21 protein-coding genes are annotated in these 21,476 nt (G+C 74.7%); 11 read left to right on the top strand and 10 right to left on the bottom strand.

Annotated features, from left to right (window positions below):
- The first annotated feature begins 210 nt into the window (after positions 1-210).
- Both ACIP4O_RS25735 and ACIP4O_RS25730 read left to right on the top strand, forming a co-directional pair.
- Positions 211-1,602 carry an ATP-grasp domain-containing protein gene (locus ACIP4O_RS25735; RefSeq protein ID WP_401577929.1) on the top strand — a complete coding sequence of 464 codons (1,392 nt, stop codon included), beginning with the start codon at positions 211-213 and terminating at the stop codon, positions 1,600-1,602.
- A complete protein-coding gene (locus tag ACIP4O_RS25730) occupies positions 1,587-2,858 on the top strand; it encodes an FAD-dependent oxidoreductase (protein ID WP_401577927.1) in 1,272 nt (423 codons plus the stop codon). Before ACIP4O_RS25735 ends, ACIP4O_RS25730 begins: the two co-directional genes overlap by 16 nt.
- Before the next feature lie 335 nt (positions 2,859-3,193).
- Here ACIP4O_RS25730 and ACIP4O_RS25725 read toward each other — a convergent pair whose 3' ends face one another.
- Positions 3,194-3,757, bottom strand: a complete 564-nt coding sequence (locus ACIP4O_RS25725) for a TetR/AcrR family transcriptional regulator (RefSeq protein WP_401577925.1) — start codon at positions 3,755-3,757, stop codon at positions 3,194-3,196.
- A 192-nt stretch (positions 3,758-3,949) separates the two neighbouring features.
- On the opposite strand from ACIP4O_RS25725, the gene ACIP4O_RS25720 reads away from it, so the two are divergent.
- The gene (locus ACIP4O_RS25720; RefSeq protein ID WP_401577923.1) at positions 3,950-4,891 is read left to right on the top strand and encodes an NmrA family NAD(P)-binding protein; all 942 of its coding nucleotides are present in this window, start codon (positions 3,950-3,952) and stop codon (positions 4,889-4,891) included.
- A 195-nt stretch (positions 4,892-5,086) separates the two neighbouring features.
- Here the strand turns inward: ACIP4O_RS25720 and ACIP4O_RS25715 are convergent, their stop codons facing one another.
- The 4 genes from ACIP4O_RS25715 to ACIP4O_RS25700 form a co-directional block, all read right to left on the bottom strand.
- A complete protein-coding gene (locus ACIP4O_RS25715) occupies positions 5,087-6,220 on the bottom strand; it encodes a glycosyltransferase family 39 protein (RefSeq protein ID WP_401577921.1) in 1,134 nt (377 codons plus the stop codon).
- Between the two features lie 73 nt (positions 6,221-6,293).
- Positions 6,294-7,160, bottom strand: coding sequence for a chaplin (locus ACIP4O_RS25710; protein ID WP_401577920.1), 867 nt, complete (start codon positions 7,158-7,160; stop codon positions 6,294-6,296).
- Between the two features lie 103 nt (positions 7,161-7,263).
- On the bottom strand, positions 7,264-7,494 hold the full coding sequence (locus ACIP4O_RS25705) for a chaplin (protein ID WP_401577918.1): 231 nt from the start codon (positions 7,492-7,494) through the stop codon (positions 7,264-7,266).
- A 371-nt stretch (positions 7,495-7,865) separates the two neighbouring features.
- Positions 7,866-8,267 (bottom strand): rodlin, encoded by a 402-nt coding sequence (locus ACIP4O_RS25700; RefSeq protein ID WP_401577916.1) that lies wholly within the window; start codon positions 8,265-8,267, stop codon positions 7,866-7,868.
- 381 nt (positions 8,268-8,648) lie between these two features.
- On the opposite strand from ACIP4O_RS25700, the gene ACIP4O_RS25695 reads away from it, so the two are divergent.
- Together ACIP4O_RS25695 and ACIP4O_RS25690 are read left to right on the top strand one after the other, a co-directional pair.
- A complete protein-coding gene (locus ACIP4O_RS25695; protein WP_401577915.1) occupies positions 8,649-9,461 on the top strand; it encodes a hypothetical protein in 813 nt (270 codons plus the stop codon).
- A gap of 148 nt (positions 9,462-9,609) precedes the next feature.
- Positions 9,610-10,020, top strand: coding sequence for a rodlin (locus ACIP4O_RS25690; RefSeq protein ID WP_361323358.1), 411 nt, complete (start codon positions 9,610-9,612; stop codon positions 10,018-10,020).
- Between the two features lie 85 nt (positions 10,021-10,105).
- Here ACIP4O_RS25690 and ACIP4O_RS25685 read toward each other — a convergent pair whose 3' ends face one another.
- On the bottom strand, positions 10,106-10,414 hold the full coding sequence (locus ACIP4O_RS25685; protein WP_401577913.1) for a hypothetical protein: 309 nt from the start codon (positions 10,412-10,414) through the stop codon (positions 10,106-10,108).
- 416 nt (positions 10,415-10,830) lie between these two features.
- Between ACIP4O_RS25685 and ACIP4O_RS25680 the strand changes: the two genes are divergently transcribed.
- Both ACIP4O_RS25680 and ACIP4O_RS25675 read left to right on the top strand, forming a co-directional pair.
- A complete protein-coding gene (locus tag ACIP4O_RS25680) occupies positions 10,831-11,229 on the top strand; it encodes a rodlin (protein ID WP_007823807.1) in 399 nt (132 codons plus the stop codon).
- 283 nt (positions 11,230-11,512) lie between these two features.
- A complete protein-coding gene (locus tag ACIP4O_RS25675) occupies positions 11,513-11,968 on the top strand; it encodes a tellurite resistance TerB family protein (RefSeq protein ID WP_164289401.1) in 456 nt (151 codons plus the stop codon).
- A 106-nt stretch (positions 11,969-12,074) separates the two neighbouring features.
- On the opposite strand, the gene ACIP4O_RS25670 is transcribed toward ACIP4O_RS25675, so the two are convergent.
- Entirely contained in the window at positions 12,075-12,650 is a 576-nt protein-coding gene (locus tag ACIP4O_RS25670; RefSeq protein WP_401577911.1) for a TerD family protein, read from the bottom strand.
- 135 nt (positions 12,651-12,785) lie between these two features.
- Here ACIP4O_RS25670 and ACIP4O_RS25665 point away from each other — a divergent pair, with 135 nt between their 5' ends.
- Both ACIP4O_RS25665 and ACIP4O_RS25660 read left to right on the top strand, forming a co-directional pair.
- Positions 12,786-13,283: a BlaI/MecI/CopY family transcriptional regulator gene (locus ACIP4O_RS25665; protein ID WP_401577909.1), complete on the top strand. Its 498-nt coding sequence runs from the start codon at positions 12,786-12,788 to the stop codon at positions 13,281-13,283.
- Positions 13,284-13,288: 5 nt separating this feature from the next.
- Complete coding sequence (locus ACIP4O_RS25660; protein WP_401577907.1) at positions 13,289-14,227, top strand: M56 family metallopeptidase; 939 nt, start codon at positions 13,289-13,291, stop codon at positions 14,225-14,227.
- An 86-nt stretch (positions 14,228-14,313) separates the two neighbouring features.
- Here the strand turns inward: ACIP4O_RS25660 and ACIP4O_RS25655 are convergent, their stop codons facing one another.
- The 3 genes from ACIP4O_RS25655 to ACIP4O_RS25645 form a co-directional block, all read right to left on the bottom strand.
- On the bottom strand, positions 14,314-15,216 hold the full coding sequence (locus ACIP4O_RS25655) for a GNAT family N-acetyltransferase (RefSeq protein WP_401577905.1): 903 nt from the start codon (positions 15,214-15,216) through the stop codon (positions 14,314-14,316).
- A gap of 78 nt (positions 15,217-15,294) precedes the next feature.
- Positions 15,295-15,462 carry a hypothetical protein gene (locus tag ACIP4O_RS25650; RefSeq protein ID WP_401577903.1) on the bottom strand — a complete coding sequence of 56 codons (168 nt, stop codon included), beginning with the start codon at positions 15,460-15,462 and terminating at the stop codon, positions 15,295-15,297.
- Positions 15,463-15,789: 327 nt separating this feature from the next.
- Positions 15,790-17,457 (bottom strand): bifunctional 3'-5' exonuclease/DNA polymerase, encoded by a 1,668-nt coding sequence (locus ACIP4O_RS25645; RefSeq protein ID WP_401577901.1) that lies wholly within the window; start codon positions 17,455-17,457, stop codon positions 15,790-15,792.
- Between the two features lie 485 nt (positions 17,458-17,942).
- Here ACIP4O_RS25645 and ACIP4O_RS25640 point away from each other — a divergent pair, with 485 nt between their 5' ends.
- Positions 17,943-19,214, top strand: a complete 1,272-nt coding sequence (locus ACIP4O_RS25640; protein ID WP_401577899.1) for a DUF2786 domain-containing protein — start codon at positions 17,943-17,945, stop codon at positions 19,212-19,214.
- Between the two features lie 30 nt (positions 19,215-19,244).
- Complete coding sequence (locus ACIP4O_RS25635; RefSeq protein WP_401577897.1) at positions 19,245-21,440, top strand: FUSC family protein; 2,196 nt, start codon at positions 19,245-19,247, stop codon at positions 21,438-21,440.
- The last annotated feature ends 36 nt before the right edge of the window (positions 21,441-21,476 follow it).

Genomic DNA, 21,476 nt, shown 5'->3' with positions numbered 1-21,476 from the left:
GGAATTCTGGTGCCCGGTCGAGCCGCGGCACGGAAGTGGTGGGATGTCAGTCGTATGTATTTCTCTTACGCCGACCGGGTGTGTAACCCGTTCGCGAAATCCATCCCCCGTCCGGACGCACCCCCGCCGGAGGTGACCGCACCCGGGAATCCCGGCCATCGCCCCGCCCGCGCTTCCCGCCGCGCGAGCGGCCCGGGCCCCCTCCTCGACGTGACCGTCCCCGCTGTCCTCGTTCGCGTCGACCGCAACCCCTTCCACCACGGCACCCTCGGCGCCGCCCGCTCCCTGGGCCGCGCCGGCGTCCCCGTACACGCCGTCAGCGAGGGCCCGCGCGGCCCCCTCGCCCGCTCCCGGTACGTCGTACGGACCTGGCGCCAGCCCCCACAGGAGACCGGGCCCGACGGCATCGCCGCTGTACTCACCCAGGCCGTACGGGACCTGACGGGGCGTGCCGTGCTCGTCCCGCTCGACGACCACAGCGCCGTCGCCGTCGACCACCTGCCGCCCGCGCTCGCGGACCGCTTCCTCCTCCCCGCCCAGCCGCCCGGGCTCGCCGCGCGCGTCGCCGACAAGGCCCGGCTCGCCGAGGTCTGCGCCGCCGCCGGGATCGCCCACCCCGAGACCGCGCGCCCCGCGAGCCCGGCCGAGGCCGCCGCGGCGGTCCGCTCGCTCGGCGCCCCCGCCATCGCCAAGTGGAGCCGCCCCTGGCTCCTGCCTCCCGGCAGCGGCCTGCGCTCCACGACCCTCGTGCGCACCCCGGCCGAGGCAGCGGCGCTCCACGCCCGTACCGCCGAGGCCGGCAGCCCCCTCCTCATCCAGCACCTCCTCCCGTACGCCCCGGGCCGCGACTGGTTCTGCCACGCCTACGCCGACCGCACGGGCCGCCTCGCGGCGGGCGGCACGGGCCGCAAACTCCGCGCCTGGCCGCCCGGCGCCGGACTCACCGCCGTCGGCCGCTGGGAGCACGACCCGCGCATCGACGACTGCGCCCGCCGCCTCGTCGCGACGCTCGGCTACCGCGGCGTGCTCGACCTCGACTTCCGCTACGACGCCACCGGCACGACCCCCTACCTCCTCGACTTCAACCCCCGCCCCGGCGCCCAGTTCCGCCTCTTCACCGACCACGGCGGCCTCGACGTCGTCCGCGCCCTCCACCTCGACCTGACGGGTCGCCCCCTCCCCGCCCGCACCCCCGCCCCCGGCCGCCGCTTCACGGTCGGCACGTACGCGCTGCTCTCGGCGGTGCGCGGGGAGCGGGCCGGTTCCCGGGGCGGTACGGGGCCGGGCGGGGCCGGTCGCGAGGGCGCCTGGTGGGCCGCCGACGACCCCCTGCCGGCGGCCGCGATGACCGCCGCGTGGAGCGCGCACGTCCTCGCCCGCGCGGCCCGCCGCCTCACGACCCGCGCGCGCCCCGCACCCGGGGAACGCCCCGCGCTTGAGGAGCGCCCCGTACCCGAGGAGCGCCCCGCGCCCGAGGAGCGACCCGTACCCGAGGAGCGACCCGTACCCGACGAGCGACCTGTATCCGTACCGCCGCCGCCCCTCGGGGACGGGATCGACGGCCAGCAGAAAGCGAGCAGCACCGCATGTACGACCTCGTAGTGGTGGGAGCGGGCCCCTACGGCCTGTCGATCGCCGCGCACGCCGCCGCCGCCGGACTCCGACTGCGCGTCTTCGGCCGCCCGATGGCCTCCTGGCGCGACCACATGCCGCCCGGCATGTTCCTCAAGTCCGAGCCCTGGGCCTCGCACCTCTCCGATCCCGCAGGGCGCTTCGGCCTCGACACGTACTGCGCGGGCGAGGGCGTCGACGCGCGGCACGGCACCCCCGTCCCCGTGCCGGTCTTCGCCGCGTACGGCCTGTGGTTCGCGCGCCACGCGGTCCCGTGCGGCGTCGACGAACGCCTGATCAGCCGCGTACAGCCGCTGCCCGGCGGCGGATTCCGCCTCACGGCGGAGGACGGCGAGGTCCTGCTCAGCCGTACCGTCGCGCTCGCCGTCGGCGTCATGCCCTTCACCGAGCTGCCGCCCGTCCTCGCCCCGCTGCGTGCCGCCGGGCTGGTGTCGCACAGCAGCGACCACGACGACCTGAGCCGCTTCGCGGGCGGCGACGTGACGGTGGTCGGCGGCGGCCAGGCGGCCCTGGAGACGGCCGCGCTCCTCGCCGAACAGGGCACCCGCGCGCGCGTCCTGGTGCGCGCCTCCGGCCTGTGCTGGAACACCCTCCCGCCGCCGTGGAAGCGCCCCTGGTGGCAGTCCGCGCGCGCCCCGCACAGCGGCCTCGGCAGCGGCTGGCGGAACTGGTTCTACGCTGAACTCCCTGGCGTGTACCGCAAGTTGCCCGCCGACTACCGCACCCGTGTGGCCCGCGCCGCGCTCGGCCCCGCAGGTGCCTGGTGGGTCCGCGAACGCGTGACGCGCGGCGTCGAGGTCCTCCTCGGGCGCGAGGTCCGCCACGCGGCACCCTCGGGCACGGGCCTGCGGCTCGCGGTCTCGGGCGCGCGGGGGGAGGTCCTGCACACGGACCACGTGATCGCCGCGACGGGTTTCACCCCGGCGGCGACCCGGCTCACCGTCCTCGACCCCGGGACGCGCGCGGCGCTGCGCACGGCGGCGCTGGACGGGTCACCGGAGGTCGACGCGGGCTTCGAGTCCTCGCTCCCGGGCCTCTTCCTGGCGGGCCTCGTCACGGCCGCCTCGTACGGCCCCGCGATGCGCTTCGTGCTGGGCGCCGACTACACGGCGGGGCGCCTGGTGAAGGGCGTCCGCTCACGCTTGCGCAGGACGCCGCTCCCCACGGCCCCGCCCGCGCCCCTCCCGCACCCGGCGAGCGAACACCCCCAGTACCAGCGGCGCTGAGCGGCTGTGGCGCCGGGGCTCTGCGGGGTGGGTGAGCGGTCCCGGCACCGGTGCTCCGCGGGGTGGGTGAGCCGCCCCGGCACCAGCGCTCCGCGAAGTGGGTGAGTGCTCACTCACCTCGCGGAGCGTCGAGTTATCCACAGACGCGCCGGTCAGATGCCGTTCTGTGCCGCTCGCCCGCACATCGCCTCACCGGAAAGAGTGAGTGCTTGTGCGGGTTTCCCGGACTTATCCACAGATGTAGGGAGTTGGTCACCGGGCCTTGCCGATTTGCGGAAGACTTGTATACGGGGCGCCCCCCTGGGAGGGCGGGGGCTGTCTCGGGTCGGGTCAAGTCACCCCCAGCCACCCCCCGGGCTGACCCCCTCCACGACCACCCCGAACAACCGCTCCGCCTGTGCCCCCGGGTCCCCGTGGTGCTCCGTCGCCAGCGCGATGCCGACTCCCAGCGTCACCAGGTCGTGCGCGGTGACCCCGGCCGCGACCACCCCGTCCCGCTGAGCGCGGCGCAGCAGCGGCGCACCGGCGTCCTCCAGGGCGGTGGCGCAGGTGCTCGGGGTGTCGCTCGGCGGCTCGTACGTGAGCGTGTCCGCGAATCCGCGCGCGCTCACCGCGTACGCGATCAGCTCGTGCAGCCAGGTGAGAAGTGCCGCGCGGCTGTCCTCGGCCTCCCCCAGTGCTTGTGCCCGTACCCGCAGCGCCTCGATCCGCTCCCGGAAGATCGCCTCCAGGAGTGCCCGCCGGTTCGGGAAATGGCGGCGCACGGTCGCCGAACCGACCCCCGCCGTACGGGCGATGTGTTCGAGCGAGGCATCCGCGCCGCGCTCGGCGACCTCCGCCTCGGCGACGGCGAGGATACGGGCGTAATTGCGCCGTGCGTCCGCACGCTGACCGGTCATGACGTCTCGCTTTTGCTAAGTGGTGGGCCCCGCCGTATCGTACCGGAAGAAGAAACGGCGGCCCCCGCCGTTTCCCTGCGGCGAGCCGTGGGCCGTGGGCCGTGAGCCACCAGCACGCGACCACCACCCGCGCCCGCGTGCCCCTGCCCGCGCCCCCGCGCACCGCCCGCCGCCCCTCCCGAAGGAGCCTCCATGCCGATCCAGCCCGACGCCGCCGACGCCGACGCCTCCTCCTCCCCCTCCGCCCCCGTCCTCGTCACCGGCGCCACCGGCCGCCAGGGCGGGGCGACCGTCCGTGCCCTGCTCGCCGCCGGGATTCCGGTCCGGGCCCTCGTACGCGACCCCCACGCCAACCGTGCGCGCGACATCGCCGCGCTCGGCGCCGCACTCGTCACGGGCGACCTCATGGACCGTGCCTCGCTCGACCCGGCGGTCGCCGGGGTCCGGGCCGTCTTCTCCGTGCAGATGCCGCCGATGAGCGAGGCAGGGGCCGACTTCGCCGGTGAACTGGCCCAGGCGACGCACCTGATCGAGGCCGCCCGTGACGCGCGCGTACCGCAGTTCATCCAGTCCTCGACCAGCGGCGTCGGCACGCACACCGAGATCCCCGGCTGGGGCGAAGGCCCGCTGGCCCCCATGGCGGAGTACTACGCGACGAAGACGGCGATCATCGCCAAGGTCCGCGCGGCGGGCTTCCCCCGCTGGACGATCCTCAAGCCGGCCTTCTTCATGGACAACCTGACCGCGCTCCTGCCCAAGGGCCCCGAGGGCGGCTTCGCCACCGTCCTCCAGCCGGACACCCTCCTCGCGCTGATCGACCCCGACGACATCGGCGTCGCCGCCGCCCACGCCGTCCAGCACCCCGACCGCTTCCACACCCTCGAACTCGACCTCGCGGGCGACCGCCTCACCATGCGCCAGATCGCCGAAACTCTCTCCACCCAGTGGGGCACCCGGGTCACCGCCCCCGCGATGACCGTCGAGGAAGCCCTCGCCGCCGGCATGCCCGCCTGGGGCGCCGGCCACCTCATGAACAACGCCGCCACCCAGCCCGCCCACCCCGAAACGGCCCACGCCCTCGACATCCCCACCACCCCCTTCCCCACCTGGTCCCGCACGCACCTGGCCTTCTGACCAGGCCACGGAAACCGGTGGGGTCACTTCTCGCTGGACATGCCGGAGCGATCCTCGGGGAGCCGGCCGGTGGCCGCCGCGGCCCCCGCGCACGCGGTACGCGCCCCCGCCCCCCTCCTGCCGGTGCTGGACCTTGAGGACATCGGGCTCCTGCCCTCCACCCCGGCCCCGCAGACGTCCTGACCCCCCGCCCCCCTACGGCGGTCCCGACCCCAGCAGCCAGAACGCTCCGTAGCCCGCCGCCACTCCCGCCGCCGTGCCCACCACGAGCCAGGCGGTCCAGGGGCGGCGCAGGTGGGAGAGGGCGAGGGCCAGGGGGAGGAGGAGGGGGAAGGCGGGGAGGAGGAGGCGGGGTTTGGAGCCGAAGAAGCCGGAGGTGCACAGGGCGAGGAGCAGGACCACGCCCGTGTAGAGGACGAGGGGGAGGGGCTGGCCCTGGCGGATGCCGCGGACGTAGAGCCAGATCAGCGCCGCCACGCCGATGATCAGCCCGATGCCGCCCGCGAAACCGGGGCCGCTCAGCAGGTCGCCGAGGAAGCGGGCGAAGGCGAGGCCGCCGTCGAAGCCGTTGCCCCAGTCGCCCTGCACGTCGAGGTAACCGAAGACGCCATGGCCGGAACTGAGCCCCGACCACAGCACGTACCCCGCAGCGCCCAGCGGCGCGAGCACACAGCCGGCCACCACGCGCCAGGTGAAGCGCCGGCCGGCCCACGCCGCCCCCCACACCGCGAGCACCACCGCGAGACCGACCGGCCTCGTCAGCCCCGCCGCCGAGGCCAGCAGGCCCGCCACGAGCCAGCGCTCCCGCAGGAGCGACCACAGCGACCAGGCCGCGAGCGCCGTGAAGAGCGACTCGCTGTACGCCATCGACTGCACGACCGAGACCGGCAGCACCGCCCACAGCGCCACCGCGAAGAGCGCGGCCCGCTCCCCGTACAACCGCGCCGCGATCCGGTGGATCGCCCACGCCGCCGCGAGCGAGGCGACCGCGCTCACCCCGAGCCCCACGTCCTGCGGAGCGAGTCCCGTGAGCCCCTGACCGGCCTTTTCCAGCCAAGGCAGCAGGGGGAAGAAGGCCCGGTCCGAGAGCACACGCCCGTCCGGCGCGGTCAATGTGAAGTCGTAACCGTGCTCGACGACCCGCACGTACCACAGCGAGTCCCACCGCTCCGCGAGCACCTTGTGCGCACTGCGCCCCTCGGCGCCCGCCCACACCGCGAGCGTCACGAGACACAGCACGCGCACGGCGGCGAAGAGCAGCAGGGAGAAGGGGAGGAGGGTGCGCGGCGCCGCCGCCGTCGGCCGCGCGGTCCGTTCGCTCGTGGGCACCGGGCCCCTCACCTCGTTCGATTCGCTGACAGGCCCGGCCGGGATTCACCCGTCCGGGCCACGTCGGGCGACCCTACCGGTGAGCGGGCACCGCCTTGCGCCGGTAGAGGACCGCACCCCCGACGAGGAGCGCCGCCGAAGCCCCCGCGACCCCGAACAGCCCCGCGTCCGCACCGGTCTCGGCGAGCCGCACCCGCACCGGACGCGCCTCCCCGTCCTCGGTCCAGCCGAACGACCACACGCCGCCGTCCCCGTCGTCCGTCCTCGGCGGTACGTGCTGGGGCGGTACGTGCCCGGGCGGTACGTGGTGCGGCGGGCGCGGCGCCGGGTGCTCCGGGGCCGGGACCCCGTTGCCGCAGCCGTTGCCGAAGGCCGGGTTGAGCAGCGCCACGACGTCCACCGTGTTCCCGCACACGTGCAGCGGCACGTCGAGCGGCGCCTGCACCGCGTTCCCCGAGAGCAGCCCCGGCGAACCGGTCGCTCCGCCCCGCGCCACCGACGAGGTCCCCGCGGCGGGCGCCGCGTGCCGGCCACGCGAGGCCGCCCGGCCCCCGGCCGCTTCGTGCCCGGCAGCCTCCCGTACGGGTCCGGGCGCCGCGTGCCGCCCCGGCTTCGCGCGCTCGGGCCCTGCCTGCTCGTGCTCGGGTCCGGCCTGCTCGCGCTCGTGCTCGTGCGGCCGCGCGGGTCCGGCCGAGGCGCCGCCGTCCGTGTTCCCGCAGCCGTTACCGAAGACGGGGTTGCCGATCCCGGCCGCGTCGACGCTGTTGCCGCACACGTTCACGGGGATGCCCACCGGGGCTTGCACGCTGTTCCCGGAGAGGATGCCGGGCGAGCCCGCCGCCGTGGGTTCGGCGGCGAGGGCGGAACCGCCGTTCAGGGAGAGGATGCCGGAGGCCGCGGCGGCCGTCACGAGCATCCCCGTGCCCAGGGTGTGGCGCATGGCGAGGTTCTTCCTGACGCGGAGCGGAAACCGGCCCTGGGAGGCGCGCTCCCAGGGCCGGCGGACCCGGGCCCGTTCAGCGGGGGCCGGGGGTGAAGCGGAATCAGGCGTTGACGCAGGTGTTGCCGAAGGCCGGGTTGAGCAGCCCGATCACGTTGATCGAGTTGCCGCAGACGTTCAGCGGCACGTGGACCGGGACCTGCACGAGGTTGCCGGAGAGGACGCCCGGCGAACCGATGGCGGCACCCTCGGCACCCGAGTCGGCGAAGGCGGGGACGGCGGCACCGAGCGCGAGGACGGCGCCGGCGAAGACGGCGGCGGTCTTCTGGAGCATGTCGTTCCTTTCGGAAGGGAGACGAGAGAGGGAGTGGCACGCCGGATGGGGCCCGGCGTGCCCTGTGAACGAAAGGGGGGAGCGGAGGAAACCCCTGCCGGACGGGAAGGCCACGCAACTTCACCCGAACGGAGAGTCGACAGTGGAAAGCGAAAACCCCGCCCAAGACGGGGAAGGTGACGCTCTGTTATTTCGCAGGGGCGTGCGTGTATTCCGTACGGAAAATCCGCCTCGCCGAATTCCCGCCCGCCCTCATTCGCACGAGCGCGCCCCGCCCGCCCTCCTCCGCACACGAGTGCGCCCCGCCCGCCCGCGTCCCTGGGCGGGACGGGGGCGGGCGGGGCGTTCGACGCCGGAGCGACGGGCGACGGTCAGCCGTTGGCGGCGCCGTTGCCCGAGAGGACCGGGATGTCGTCCAGGATGTGCGAGAGCGGCTCGTCGCCCTTGGCCTGGGTGGAGTTCTCGGTGCACTGCTGGTTCTGCGGCGAGGACAGGACGTTGACGTCCTGGACCGCGACCGGCACCAGGCCGACGAGCGAGCCGACGTTGCCCTTGACCGGGAGGCCGACGCAGGGCTTGTTGAGCGAGCCCTGGACCAGGCTGAGCTGCGGGCTCTGGTCGCCGAAGGTGGCCTGGTTGCCGAAGGCCTGCTTGGCGCCGTTGCCGGACGCCGACGTGGTGCCGCCGTCGTCGGCGAGGGCGAGGGCCTGCGGGGCGCCGAGGGCGACGACACCCGCGGTGAGCGCGGCGGCGGCCGCGAACTTCTTGATCATGTCCAACCTTTCGATGCCCCCGCACGCTGTCCCCGGGACGTTCGGGGCGGCCCCGGGCAGGGCGGGCGGCGGCGGGCGATACGGAGCGTGCGCGTACGCAGGGACTGACGGCGCGGAACGCGGCAGCCGGCTGCTTCCTGGCAAACTGCCGTGCCGCCCATCGGTTTCGCCCCCTCGCCCTCCTTCACCCGTTCAGAGTGCTCGGACCCCTGGATTCGTACGGCTTCGCATGAATTTCTGAGAAGAAACGGCGTGGTGGGCACGAATTTTGCCGCGAAGCGCTGTTTATCATCTCAACTGCCTTGATGCGGCCCGCGTCTTTCGCCCGCCGAATTCACGGCAGTTCCCGTTTTGTGTTCACCGCCCAGGGAGGAATCCGTGATGGCTACGCGCACCGCCGTGGAGAGAAAGGGAGCCGGGGGCGGAGCCGGTACCGCGGCGAAGCCCCCCAAGGCCACCCGCCCCGCCAAGCCCGCGAAGGCGGCGAAGGCGGCGAAGGGCGCGAAGCCCTCCGCGCCCCCGAAGCCCTCCGGGTCGGCCAAGCCCATCGGGTCGGCCAAGCCCATCGGGTCGGCCAAGCCCTCCGGGTCGGCCAAGCCCTCCGGGTCGGCCAAGCCCTCCGGGTCGGCCAAGCCCTCCGGGTCGGCCAAGCCCGCCAGGTCCGCCAGGTCCGCCCGGCCCGCCGCGCAGGCGAAGAAGTCCGCCAGGCCCGCCAAGCCCGCGCAGGCCGCCGCCCCCGCCCCGTCCCTCGCCACCGCCGCCGGGGCCTCGACCCCCGCCCGCGCCCCGCGCCGCTCCCGCTCCCGTTCCTGGACCACGCGCGAACTGCGCCTCGTCGACCGGCTCGCCGAGGTGCACGCCGAGCTCGACGCCGCCCAGCGCGAGCGCGCCGGGCTCATCGCCTACGTCCTGCGCCTGCACGCCGGGAGCGTCGGGGCCCCGGGCCCGGACGGCTGGTCCCCCGTTCACGTGGACACGGCGGCGGGGCGGCTCACGTGGCGGGTCGCGCCCGAGGACGCCGACCTCTTCCAGGAGCAGGAGGCCGCCGCCGTCCGGGCGCGGGGCCGTGCGCGGACGCTGCCGGTCGGCACGGCAGGCGACCGCGAGCGCTCCGTCGAGACCCTGACCCGCCTCTCGTTCCTGCACCTCCACCGCCGCCCCAACCGCCCCACCCGCAACAACCGCGGCGGCTGACCCCGTACGAAGGCCGCACGGGTGTTTCGCCCGGTGGCAGCGGTGTGATGAATCCCTGGGCCATTGGAGTGAACGCCCGCATCCCGAGCCCGGCCCGCCAGTTGTCCAGCGTGCTCCGGGACGGGGCTCGTACTCGAAAGGATCACTGATGATCAAGAAGGTCATGTCTGTCGCGGCCGTCGCCGCTTCGGTCGTCGGCGCGACCGCCGCTGTCGCCGCCCCCGCCATGGCGATCGGCGACGACGCCGGCACGACCTCGGTCTCCGGCAACGGCGCGCAGCAGGCGTACGGCAACCAGGCCACCTACGGCAACATGAGCCCGCAGCTGGCGCTCGTCCAGGGCTCGCTCAACAAGCCCTGCATCGGCCTGCCCGCCAAGGTCAACGCCGGTTCCCTGGTCGGCCTGGTGCCGATCGCGGTCCAGGACATCAACGTCCTGTCCTCGCCGCAGAACCAGCAGTGCACCGAGAACTCCACCCAGGCCAAGGGCGACGAGCCGCTCTCGCACATCCTGGACGACATCCCGGTCCTCTCGGGCAACGGCGCCGGCAACAGCTGAGCGAGCGCACGCCGCCTCCGCGGCGCACCGAGGGCCGCCTTCCCCGCCAGGGACGGCGGCCCTCGCCGTGTCTCGAGAGCGTTCCTCAGCGCGGCCAGGGGCTGCGGCGGGTGAGCGCGGCCCACTCCGGGTCGGGCTCGCCGGGCACCGTACGGCCCTCGGTGGTCCAGCGCTGCCACAGCCGCGCGAAGACCGGTTCGTACGAGGCGTCGGGGCCCGCCGGGTCCGCGGGCGCGGGCGGTACGGGGGGTGGAGCGGTGTCGCGCGGGGGGCGGTCGGTGCCGCGCGGGGGCGGCGGGGGGTAGGGGGTGGCGGGCTGTTCGGAGGACCGGCGGCTGACGGGGATGAAGCCCTGTCGCTTCCAGCCGCCGCCTCTGGGTTCAGGTTCCGTCATGCTTCCTCATCGTCGCCAGACGTGCCCCGTGCTCAGGCCGTCACACCCCAGGGTCCCCCGTTCACCGCACGGTGTGGGGGCGAATGAGGGATTCGTGCGCGTTGCGCCCCCTCGCGCGCTCCCCCTTACGGGCGCAGTGCGCGGGCGCCGCCCCAGGGCGGCACCGATCCGTGGTACGTGACCTCCTCCCGGTCCGGTGGTCCCCTGCGTAAGAGGCCCGGGCAGCGGCCCGTACACCCCGACGAGCCCCGTCGCCACCGCCCGGCGTGCGGACGGCCGGCGCCTTCCCCGTCGCGCGGGGCCGGGTGGGCCGATCGGGTGTCATGCGGGCCCGTGGGCGCAACTCCGGGGGGAGTGGGGCGGTTGGGGTGGCTGGTGATCCTGTCTCGGGGTCCGCTTTCCGAAAGGGGACAGTCATGAAGAAGCTGTGGGCCGCCGCCGCGGTCGCCGTCACGGTCGCGGGTGCGGGTGCCGCTCCCGCCATGGCGCTCGGCGACGACGGTGGTACGACCTCCGTCTCGGGCAACGGCGCCCAGCAGGCGTACGGCAACCAGGCCACCTACGGGAACATGAGCCCCCAGCTCGCTCTCGTCCAGGGCTCGCTCAACAAGCCCTGCATCGGCCTGCCCGCCAAGGTCAACGCCGGTTCCCTCGTCGGCCTGGTGCCGATCGCGGTCCAGGACGTCAACGTCCTGTCCTCGCCGCAGAACCAGCAGTGCACCGAGAACTCCACCCAGGCCAAGGGCGACGAGCCGCTGTCGCACCTCCTGGAGGACATCCCGGTCCTCTCGGGCAACGGCGCCGCCAACGGCTGACCGCCGCCCCGGACGGGATCGACGAGGGCCCGCCCTCCCACGCACACGCACGTGGGAGGGCGGGCCCTCGCCTGTTCCCCGCCCCGCCCGCTCCGCGTCCCCCCCCGCTCCCTGTGACGCGCGGGATTGGCGGGATCTTTTCCGCCGGGCCGTCCGTTGGAAAGGGTGCCGGGGCGCGACTGGTAGCTTCTACAGCACTGTAGAAGTACGGGGGTCCAGTGGGGCTGCCCGTGGTCGGCCCACCGTGCCCGGCGGGCCGGGATTGACGAGAGACGGAGTTCTCATGGCGCTCTGGGATCGCATCAAGGATTCCGCGCAGACGATGCAGGGACAGCTCGTCGCGAAGAAGAACGACCTCAAGAGCGGCGCCTTCCGCGACGCGAGCATGGCGATGTGCGCGCTCGTGGCGGCGGCCGACGGCAGCGTCGACCCCTCCGAGCGGCAGCGCGTCGCGCAGCTCATCACCTCCAACGAGGTGCTCCAGAACTTCCCCGCCGACGATCTGCGCCGCCGCTTCGAGGCCAACCTCGACAAGCTCACGAGCGACTTCGCCTTCGGCAAGGTCGGCATCCTCCAGGAGATCGCCAAGGCCAAGAAGAAGCCCGCCGAGGCGCGCGCGGTCATTCAGATCGGCATCGTCATCGGTGGCGCCGACGGCGACTTCGACAAGGACGAGCAGGGCGTGGTGCGCGAGGCGTGCTTCGCGCTCGGCCTGCCCCCGCACGAGTTCGACCTCTGAGAACCCGGTACTCCGGTACGGGCCGGGGGCCGGGCCGCCATCACGGCGAACCCGGCCCCCGGCCCGTTCGCGTACCCGTATCCGTACGCCCGTCTCCTCGGACGTCTCAGACGTTGACGCCGAAGTCCGAGGCGATGCCCGCGAGTCCGGAGGCGTAGCCCTGGCCGACCGCGCGGAACTTCCACTCCGTGCCGTGCCGGTAGACCTCGCCGAAGACCATCGCGGTCTCGGTCGAGGCGTCCTCGGAGAGGTCGTATCGCGCCAGTTCGGCGCCGCCCTCGCGGTTGACGACGCGGATGAAGGCGTTGCGGACCTGGCCGAAGCTCTGGCCGCGCGACTCCGCCTCGTGGATCGACACCGGGAAGACGATCTTGTCGACCTCGGCGGGGACCTGGGCGAGGTCGATCTCGATCGACTCGTCGTCGCCCTCGCCCTCGCCCGTCAGGTTGTCGCCGGTGTGGCGGACGGAGCCGTCCGGGCTGGTCAGGTTGTTGTAGAAGACGAAGTGCGCGTCCGAGACGACCTTCCCGGCCGCCGAGCACAGCAGCGCGCTCGCGTCGAGGTCGTAGTCGCTGCCCGTCGTGGTCCGGACGTCCCAGCCCAGGCCGACCGTGATCGACGTGAGCCCGGGGGCCTCCTTCGACAGTGAGACGTTGCCGCCCTTGGCCAGCGTGACTCCCATGGTGTTCGCTCCTTGGTCTCGGGTGGTGTGGCTGTCTGAAAAACTACAGGACTGTAGAAGTTTGTGACGGGGCCCGGTTCCTCCGGCCTCGGTACCATCGGGACCCGGTGTGAGCGGGGACGAGGAGGTGCGGGCGTGAGCGGGACCGAGCGGAACGGCGGCCGACGGCGTGGACAGGGCGAACTGGAGGCCAGGGTGCTCGCCGTGCTCCACTCCGCCCCCGGACCCGTACCCGCCGGGTGGGTGCGCGAACACGTCGGCGGGGAACTCGCGTACACGACCGTCATGACGATCCTGACGCGGCTCCGCTCCAAGGACGCCGTCGCCAGGGAACGCCGGGGCCGCTCCTTCCTGTGGAGCGCCGTCGCCGACGAGGCGGGGCTCGCGGCGCTGCGGATGCGGCGGCTGCTCGACGGCGAGCACGACCGCGACGCGGTCCTCACGAGCTTCGTCACCTCCCTCTCGGCACAGGACGAACGGCTCGTGCGAGAGCTGCTCGCGGGAAGCGCGCCGGACGACGGGCCGGGCGACGGGCTGGGCGGTGGCGCGGGCGACGGGCCGGGCGGTGGCGCGGGCGGCGGCCCGGCGGGCCCGCTCGCGGGCGGCGGGGCCGGGGGCTCCGGAGAGGGCTGAGGTACGTGGAGTACGTCGTCTTCCTGCCGTTCGTCGTCCCACTGACCGCGCTGCCGGTCGGCCGCCTCGCGGTGCGCCACCTCCACCCGCGCACCGCGACCCTCCTGCTCACCGCGCTCGCCGTCGTGCTCGCCCTGTGCAGCACGGTGTGCCTCGGCCTCTTCGGCGTCGTCGGCACGGCCCGCATCCCGCACAATCCCCTCCCGGACGCCTGGGCCGACCCGGAGGTGCGGGCCGCGGTGCCCTGGGACGAGGTCACGGGCTTCGCCTCGCTGGCGGCGCTGCTCGCGGCACTCGTGGCGTGCGTACGGACGGGGACGCGGCACCGGACGGCGCGGGTCGCGGCGCGCCGCGCGGCCTCGGCGCTACGGGACGGGGACGGCGTGGCCGTCCTGCCCGACCCGGCCCCGTACGCGTACGCCCTGCCGGGCCGCCCCGCGCTCGTCGTCGTCTCGCGCGGGATGCGGGAGTGCCTGACCGAGCGCGAGTACGGGGCCCTGCTCGCCCACGAACGGGCACACCTCGCGGGCCGCCACCACGGGCTGCTCCTGGTGGCCCGGCTGGCCGCGTGCGCGAACCCCTTGCTGCGCCCGCTGGTCGGTGCGCTCACGTACGGCGCGGAGCGATGGGCGGACGAGGAGGCGGCGCGGATCGTGGGGGACCGCCGGGTGACGGCACGGGCGGTGGGACGCGCGGCGCTCTCCTCGCGGGGGCGGGGCGGCAACGCGGGACTCCTCCCGGCCTTCGCCTCCCCCGGCCCGGTGCCCCGGCGGGTGGCGGCCCTGCTCGCCCCGGCACCGGTGGCGCGGTGGACGGGGGCGCTGTGGGGGCCGGTGGGGTGGGTGGTACTGATGGCGGGCGGCGGAGTGGTCGTGTCCGCCGCGTCCTCCTTCAACGCGGCGGTGACGGTGGTGGGGGTGTGGCGGGGGGCGGGGGTGGTGTGAGGTGAGGGCGTGATGGTGATCTCGACGCCGGGGAGGGGGACTGGTGCGCCAGAGCAGGAGACCTCTCGCATGCGAGCACCGGGGCTTCACCGCAACGCACCGCGGACCGAGCCGCGCGGGACGCACACCGTGCTCGCGTCCACGAAGCCGAGAGTGGCGAGACCTTCGGTGCGGCACAGATGGTCCGAGGCACCGCCGACTTCCGTCTGGAGGAGCTGGTAGGCAGCGCCGTGCGTGTGGCCCCAGTGCATGGCGGCACGCCACAACTGCCGGCCGAGCCCCTGCCCGCGTGCCTCGGGGTGCACGGCGAAGTACTGCGGCATGAGCTGGGCGACTCCCGTGGGGTCGGGACCGACCTCCATGGGGCCGATGGCACCGACGACACGGTCTTCCAGAACGGCGACGAGGACGGGCCCGCGTCCCTTGGTCTTCATCTGCCGGTTGAGGAAGGTGAAGCCGTCTGCTGCCATCGTCCGGGCGAAGGCGGTGAAGGTGCCGCGGATGGGGAGGGGCCAGTCTTCGAGGCGACGGACGGGGCCGGTGGCGGGGGGACAGGGCCGTGCCGTGAAGTCCTGGAGCTGGATGCGGACGCCACGGGGATGCGGCGTCTCCGGGGCCAGTGGACGGACAACACGAGCAGCGGCTGCTCCGTGAACAGCCGCGAGCTTCGCCGCGAGCTCGGCGGCCTGGTCGAGGAGGTCGCTCCGGTGACCATAGGCGAAGACCTTCACTGATCGCCGGTTGCGGGTCAACAGAGTCGGGACGAGCGTGTGGCCAGGGTGGTGGACCACGTCGTCGACGAGGACGACCTCCTGCTTCTCGCCGCCCCAGCGGCGGTCCTTGTCGTACGGCAGGAAGCTCCGGTCGGCGGCCACGAGGAGGGTGGCTTCGAAGAGGTCGACCGTCAGGGCGTGCGGGTGGACGGGGCCGAGGGTGGGCACGACCGCTGCGGTGAGCGCGGGGCGGAGCCAGTCCCAGCGGAAGACCATGCGGGCACCTTAGCGCTGTACGTGAGGACGCTCCGGCCCGTCGGTGGACGGGCCGGAGCGCGTAGGTCGGGCTGGGGTTCAGAAGGGGTTGTCGTCACCGGCGTCGCAGGAGCACTCGGCGCTCTCGACGACGTCGTCGAGGTCCGCGACCAGCGTCACGGCGGCCGAGGCCACCGGGGGCGCCGCGCGGCGGGCGCTGCTGGGCGGGACGGTCAGGATCTGCACCGGTACGGGGCCGGGCGTCATGGGGTCACCTTCTCTTTCTCTGTGTCTCCGGGCGATGCCAGAGGCGGCGCGGTTGCCTCGAAGCGGCTCGGCACCCATGGGGGAGTCGCTTGCCGACCGCCTTGAAACAGCGGCAAACGGCGGCACGGGAATGTCAGCGCAGGTGGTCCATGGCTGGCCTATTCCTGCGATGACCGGGGACCTCGGTGCAGCCGGGACGCGCATCTGGAACCGTGCCTGGCCGAGCTCGCCCCGGGGTCTCGCTCAACGGGCCGAGAGCGTTGCCAGACGTCGGCATCGCCTGGCCGGCATCCGGTTCGGGAGAGATGCCGGCCCAGTGCCCGCTCCTCACTTCGCGTCCGCGTAGCACTGCACGATCGCCGTGGTGAAGGGGACGCGGAGGGGGATGGTGCCGAAGCAGACGCGGGTGGCCTCGCGGGCCGCTTGCGCGATGAGGGCGGGGATGTCCGGGGCCTCGGACGCGGGGGCGTGGACGATGACCTCGTCGTGCTGGAAGAAGACGAGTTCCGCCGCGCGGGTGCGGAGTTCTCTGCGCAGGGCCGCCAGGAGGAGCAGGGTCCAGTCCGCCGCCGCGCCCTGGACGACGAAGTTGCGGGTGAAGCGGCCCCGGGCGCGGGACGCGGAGGGGGAGGGGGCGGGCTCGTCCTCCTGCGGGATGCCGGCCTCCTCCGGGGCCTCGCCGCCCAGCGGCGGGCAGGTCCGGCCCAGCCAGGTGCGGACGAGGCGGCCCTCCTCGCCGGCGCGGGCCGCCTCGTCCACGTAGGCGACCGCCTTGGGGAAGCGGCGACGCAGGGCCGCGAGGTTCTTCAGGCCGTCGCCGGAGGTCTGGCCGTAGATCGCGCCGAGCACCGCGATCTTGGCGCGGTCGCGGTCGCCCGCGAAGGCGCGGTCCGAGACCGCCGCGTAGAGGTCGTCCGCCTTCTCGGCCACGTCCAGGAGCGCCGGATCGCCCGCGACGGCCGCGAGGATGCGCGGCTCCATCTGGGCCGCGTCCGCCACCACGAGGCGCCAGCCCGGGTCCGCGACGACCGCGCCGCGCACCACCTTCGGGATCTGGAGCGCGCCGCCCCCGGCCGTCGTCCACCGCCCCGAGACCGCGCCGCCCACCACGTACCGGGGGCGGAAACGGCCCTCGCGCACCCAGTCCGCGAGCCAGCCCCAGCCGTGCGCCGTCCACACGCGGTACAGCTTCTTGTACGTCAGCAGCGGGGCGACCGCCGGGTGGTCGACCTTCGCCAGCTCCCAGCGCCGCGTCGAGGTGAGCTTCACGCCCGACTCGGCGAAGGCGCGCAGCACCTCGGCGGGCAGGTCGGGGCGCACGCGTTTGCCGAACGCGCGCGAGACTTCCTCCGCCAGCTCCGCGAGCCGGCGCGGCTCGCCGCCGCCCGCGTACCGCTCGCCGAGCAGCTCGCGCAGGAGTTCCCTGTGCCGGTCCGCGCTCCACGGCAGGCCCGTCGCGTTCAGCTCGGCCGCGACGAGCGTCGCCGCCGACTCCGTGCCGGTGAGGAGGGTGAAACGGCCGGGGTGGGTGGTCTTCGCGTGGCGGCGCAGTTGTTCCGCGTAGACCTCCGCGACCGCCTCGGGCGGGAGGGGGGCGGGGCGGGGGTCGAAGAGGGAGGACTGCGCCTCGGGCTCCGCCGAGGGGCCCGGCGGGTCCTCGGGGACGGGGGCGTCGTGCAGGCGGGCCCACGCGGCGGCGAGGGAGCGCGGCTGCCCGTACCCGCCCTCGTGACCGAGCAGGAGCGTCTCGGCGGCCTCGATGTCGTAGCACCGTTCGACGCGGACCCCGGCGGCGAGCAGCGCCGGGTACACCTGGGGTGTCGCGCGCCAGACCCAGCGGCCCACGCCCGGCCTCGCCCGCACCGCCGTCGCCGCGTCCGGCTCGGCGACCGGGGGCGCCGCGAGCGCGCCCTCGGGGGTGAGCGGGGCGACGCGCACGGCCGGGCCCTCCGCGTCGGCGGAGGTGAGCAGCCAGCGGGCGGCGGGATCGGTCACGTGTACGAGTCTGGCAGGGGGGACTGACAAAGGGGGGAATGGCGAGGGGGCTGGCGAGGCGGGGGCTGGCAAGGGGGCTGGCGAGGGTGGACTGGCAAGGGGGACTGGAGGGGTGGGGGGCTTGCGGGGTGGTGGGGGTGGGTGCGGCGGGGGCGGGGCGGCTTCTCGCGACGGGCCCGGCCCTCCCTCGCGACGGACCTGGCCCTCCTTGCTACGGACCCCGCCCTCCCTCGCTACGGACCCCGCCCTCCCCCGCGCCAACCCCCGCCCTCCCGCGCGACAGACCCCACCCTCCCAAAGGGGAGGTGGGCCACCCGCTGCCGTCAATTCTTCCGGCTCCGCCCCGCCCCTCCCCGCCAGAACCGCGAATCTGTGGATAACTCCGCGAAAGTCGTCACGGCCCTCACTCCGACGAGTGAGTAATTGTGCGTGAAGCCCTGCGGATGGGTCGGGCGGGGTTTCCACAGGGTGTGGACAATGGGGGAGTGCCCCGCGAGACCGGTAGGACCAACGAGAACGCCCGCGAGAACGCCCGCGACACTCCTTCGGGCGAGTCGCGCCGACCCGATCCGGCGCGCGCCGCGCGGGACGCGCTCGGGGCCGCGCTCGGCGACGGGAGCGACCGCTCTCTCGACACCGCCGCCTCCCTCCTCGCCGCACTCCCCGCCACCACCGCGCACGCCCTGCTCACCGAGCGCGGCACCGCGCTCCTCGGCGCGGCCTGGCGGCGCGGCTGGGAGCCGGCCGACCTCGCGCGGCTCGTCCGCCGCGAGCTGCGGCCCGCGCACAGCCTGCGGTACGCCGCTCTCGTACGCGAAGAGGCCCGCCGGTACGCGCGACTCGCCCCCCGCTGGGAGGCGCAGCTCGCCGACCTCGACACCGGGGACGGCGGGGACACCGGGGGCGGCATACGCGCGGACCGTTTCAGCGCCGCCGCCGAAGCCGTCGAACTGCTCCGGCTGCTCTTCGCGGTCCCCGCGATCGAGCCCGTCGGCCCCCCGCCCGGCGCCGTGCCGACCGCGCCCCTGCCCACCGACGACCGCGAGCTGACCCGCGTCCGCGCGCTGCTCGCCAAGGCCGAGGCGACCGCGTACCCCGCCGAGGCCGAGGCGCTCAGCGCGAAGGCGCAGGAACTCATGACCCGGCACCGCATCGACACCGCGCGCCTGGCGGGCGTGCCCGCCGGGCCCGGCGAGGGCGTCGCCGCGTGCCGGATCGGCGTGGAGCCGCCGTACGGCGAGGCGCAGGCGATCCTCCTCGACGCGGTCGCGCGCGCGAGCGGCTGCCGGGCGGTGTGGAACGAGGAGCACGGGTTCTCGACCGTCGTGGGGGACGCGGGGGACCTCGCGGCCGTCGAACTGCTGCACACCTCACTCCTCGTCCAGGCGCAGGCCGCGCTCACGCGCGCGGAGGCGGAGACGAGGGCCGCGGGGCGGCGGCGGACGAAGACGTTCCGGCAGTCGTTCCTGCTCGCCTACGCGGAGCACGTCGGGGCGAGGCTGGAGGAGACGGCCGAGGCCACGGTGACGGAATCGGCGGAGCCGGAGGTGCTGCCGGTCCTCGCGGCGCGGGACGTGGCCGTCACGGAGGCGACGGAGCGGATGTTCCCGAGGGCGAAGGCGGCGCGGGTGCGGGGTATCAGTGACGAGGCGGGGTGGCGGCGGGGGCGGGAGGCGGCCTCGTTCGCGCGGCTCGGCGTGATGCCGGGAGCGCTGCCCCCCGACCCCCGCTCCTCAAACGCCGGAGGGGCTGATTAGCCGCAGGCCTTTTATCCGTATTGTGGCCCTGTGAGTTGGCTCAACGCCCTCGCCGAGACCTCCCGGTCCGGCCTCAAGGTCGAGCGCAAGCGCCTCGTGCCGCTCGTCGCGCTGCGCGGCGCCGCCGGGCTCGCGCTCGTCGTCCTGCTGAGCCTCAACCTCTTCGGCCCCGGCGTCGCCGCCTCCTCCGCCTTCGGCGCGTTCTCGGCCGCCGTCGCCACCTTCCAGCGCTCCTGGCGGCCCCGGCCGCTGCTCGCGCTCGCCTCCGGGTTCAGCCTCGCGGTATCCACCTTCCTCGGCTACGTGTGCGTCGTCCACCTGTGGCTCTTCGTGCCGCTGCTCATGCTGTGGGCCTTCGCCGCCGGGATGGCCTGGGCGGCCGGGCCCACCGCGGGGATCATCGCCGCCTCGAACGTCTCCATCGTCATGGTCACCGTGACCCTGCCGGGCTCCGTCGTCTCGGCGCTCGGGCACGCGGCGGTCATCGCGACCGGCGGACTCGTGCAGGCCGCGCTCGTCTGGCTCGTACCGATCCGGCGCTGGGGCGCGCACCGCGACGCGCTCGCCGACGCGCTGGCCGCCGTCGCCGACTACGCGCGCAGACTGCGCCAGGACCCCGTCGCCGACTTCGACCCCGAACCGCTCATGGAGGCCCGCAAGGCCGCCGTGCTCACCCCCGGTCAGGCCCGCCGCCGCCCTGTCGAGCTGCGCGGCCCGCGCGGGGTCGCCGAGCGCATCAGGCCCGTGCTCGCCTCGCTCGCCGACCCCGGCTTCGGGGTCCCCGAGGAGGGGCCCGCGCGCGAGCGGGTGCGCGAACTGCTGTACGCGGCGGGCACCGTGCTCGACGCGTGCGCCCGCGCGGTGCGGCGCGGGCAGCCGGTCCGCGTACCGGCGGCGACGAAGGCCGTGCTGCGCACGCCCGACACCGAGGAACTGCTCTCCGGGCCCCCGCTGCGGGCCGTGCGCCGCCTGCTCGCGCTGCTCGACGACGTACGCGACACCGCCGACCCGAGCGGCGGGACCCGCTCGCGCGTCCCCGACGACGCGCGGGAGACCGCCTCCCACGGCATGCCCGCCGTGACCCGTACCCGCACCCGCGCGCCGCTCTCGCAGCAGGCGGCGGGCATCGCGCTGCTGCTCCGCCTCCAGCTGCGCCGCAACTCGCCGGTCTTCCGGCACGGCGTGCGCATCTCCGTCGTCGCGGGCGTCGGGTACCTCCTGGGCTCCCTGCTGCCGCTCGGGCACCCGTACTGGGCGCCGCTCACCTCCGTCATGGTCATGCGCCCCGACTTCTCGCAGACCTACGCGCGCGCCGCCGGGCGTTTCACCGGGACGCTCCTCGGCGTGACCCTCGCGAGCCTCGTCGTGCGCCTCGCGCACCCCGGCACGGAAGTCCTCGCGTGGCTCGCGGTGCTGTGCGGCGGGCTCATGTACCTGCTCATGCGCACGGGGTACGTCGTCGCGCAGTTCTGCGTCTCGATGTACGTCGTCTTCCTGCTCGGCATGGCCGGCACCGACCTCGAACAGACCACGCTGGAGCGGATCGGGCTCACCCTCGTCGGCGGGCTCCTCGCGATGCTCGCGTACGCCCTGTACCCGGCCTGGGAGGCGCCGCGCCTGCGCGGCAGGCTCGCGACCGCGCTCCTCGCGCACACCGCCTACGCCGCCGCCGTCTTCCGCGCCTACGCCAACCCCTCCGAGGACCGCAGCGCCCAGGTGCGCAAGGACCTCCTCGCCGCGCGCGACAGCCGCTCCGAGTGGCAGGAGGCCGTCGAGAAGGCGCGCGACGAGCCCGTACGGCAGCGGGGGCTCTCGCGCGCGGCCGCCGACGACGCGGACGAGGCGCTCGCGCAGATCGCGCGGGTCGCGATGCTCATGGAGGCGCACCTGCCCGGCCGCGGCGCCCTGCCCCTGCCCCCTGCGGACCGGCTCGCGCACGCGCTCGACGCCGCGAGCACCCGCGCCGCGCGGGACCTGCGCGACCGCTCCGCACCGCGCTGGGACGCGGTGCGCGCCGCGCTCGGGAACTGGGACGCGGAGGGGAGTGGGGAACAGGCGCCCGACCGGGTCGCGCGGAAGGGCGCGGGGATGCTCGTCGAGGCGCTGGAGGGCTTCTCGGCCGCGCTCGCGCCGCCGAAGCCGCCGCGGGAGGGACGGGAGCGGGAGAAGACGGTGCGGGTGCCGTCGGTGGAGGAAGAGGAGGCGCGGCGGCCGAGGGCGGGGTGAGGGGGCTCACCTCCCGCACTTGTTGAAAATCATTTT

It is taken from the genome of Streptomyces sp. NPDC088923 (assembly GCF_044749745.1).
Classification (GTDB): Bacteria; Actinomycetota; Actinomycetes; order Streptomycetales; family Streptomycetaceae; genus Streptomyces.
This window is presented reverse-complemented; position numbering and strand designations above follow the sequence as displayed.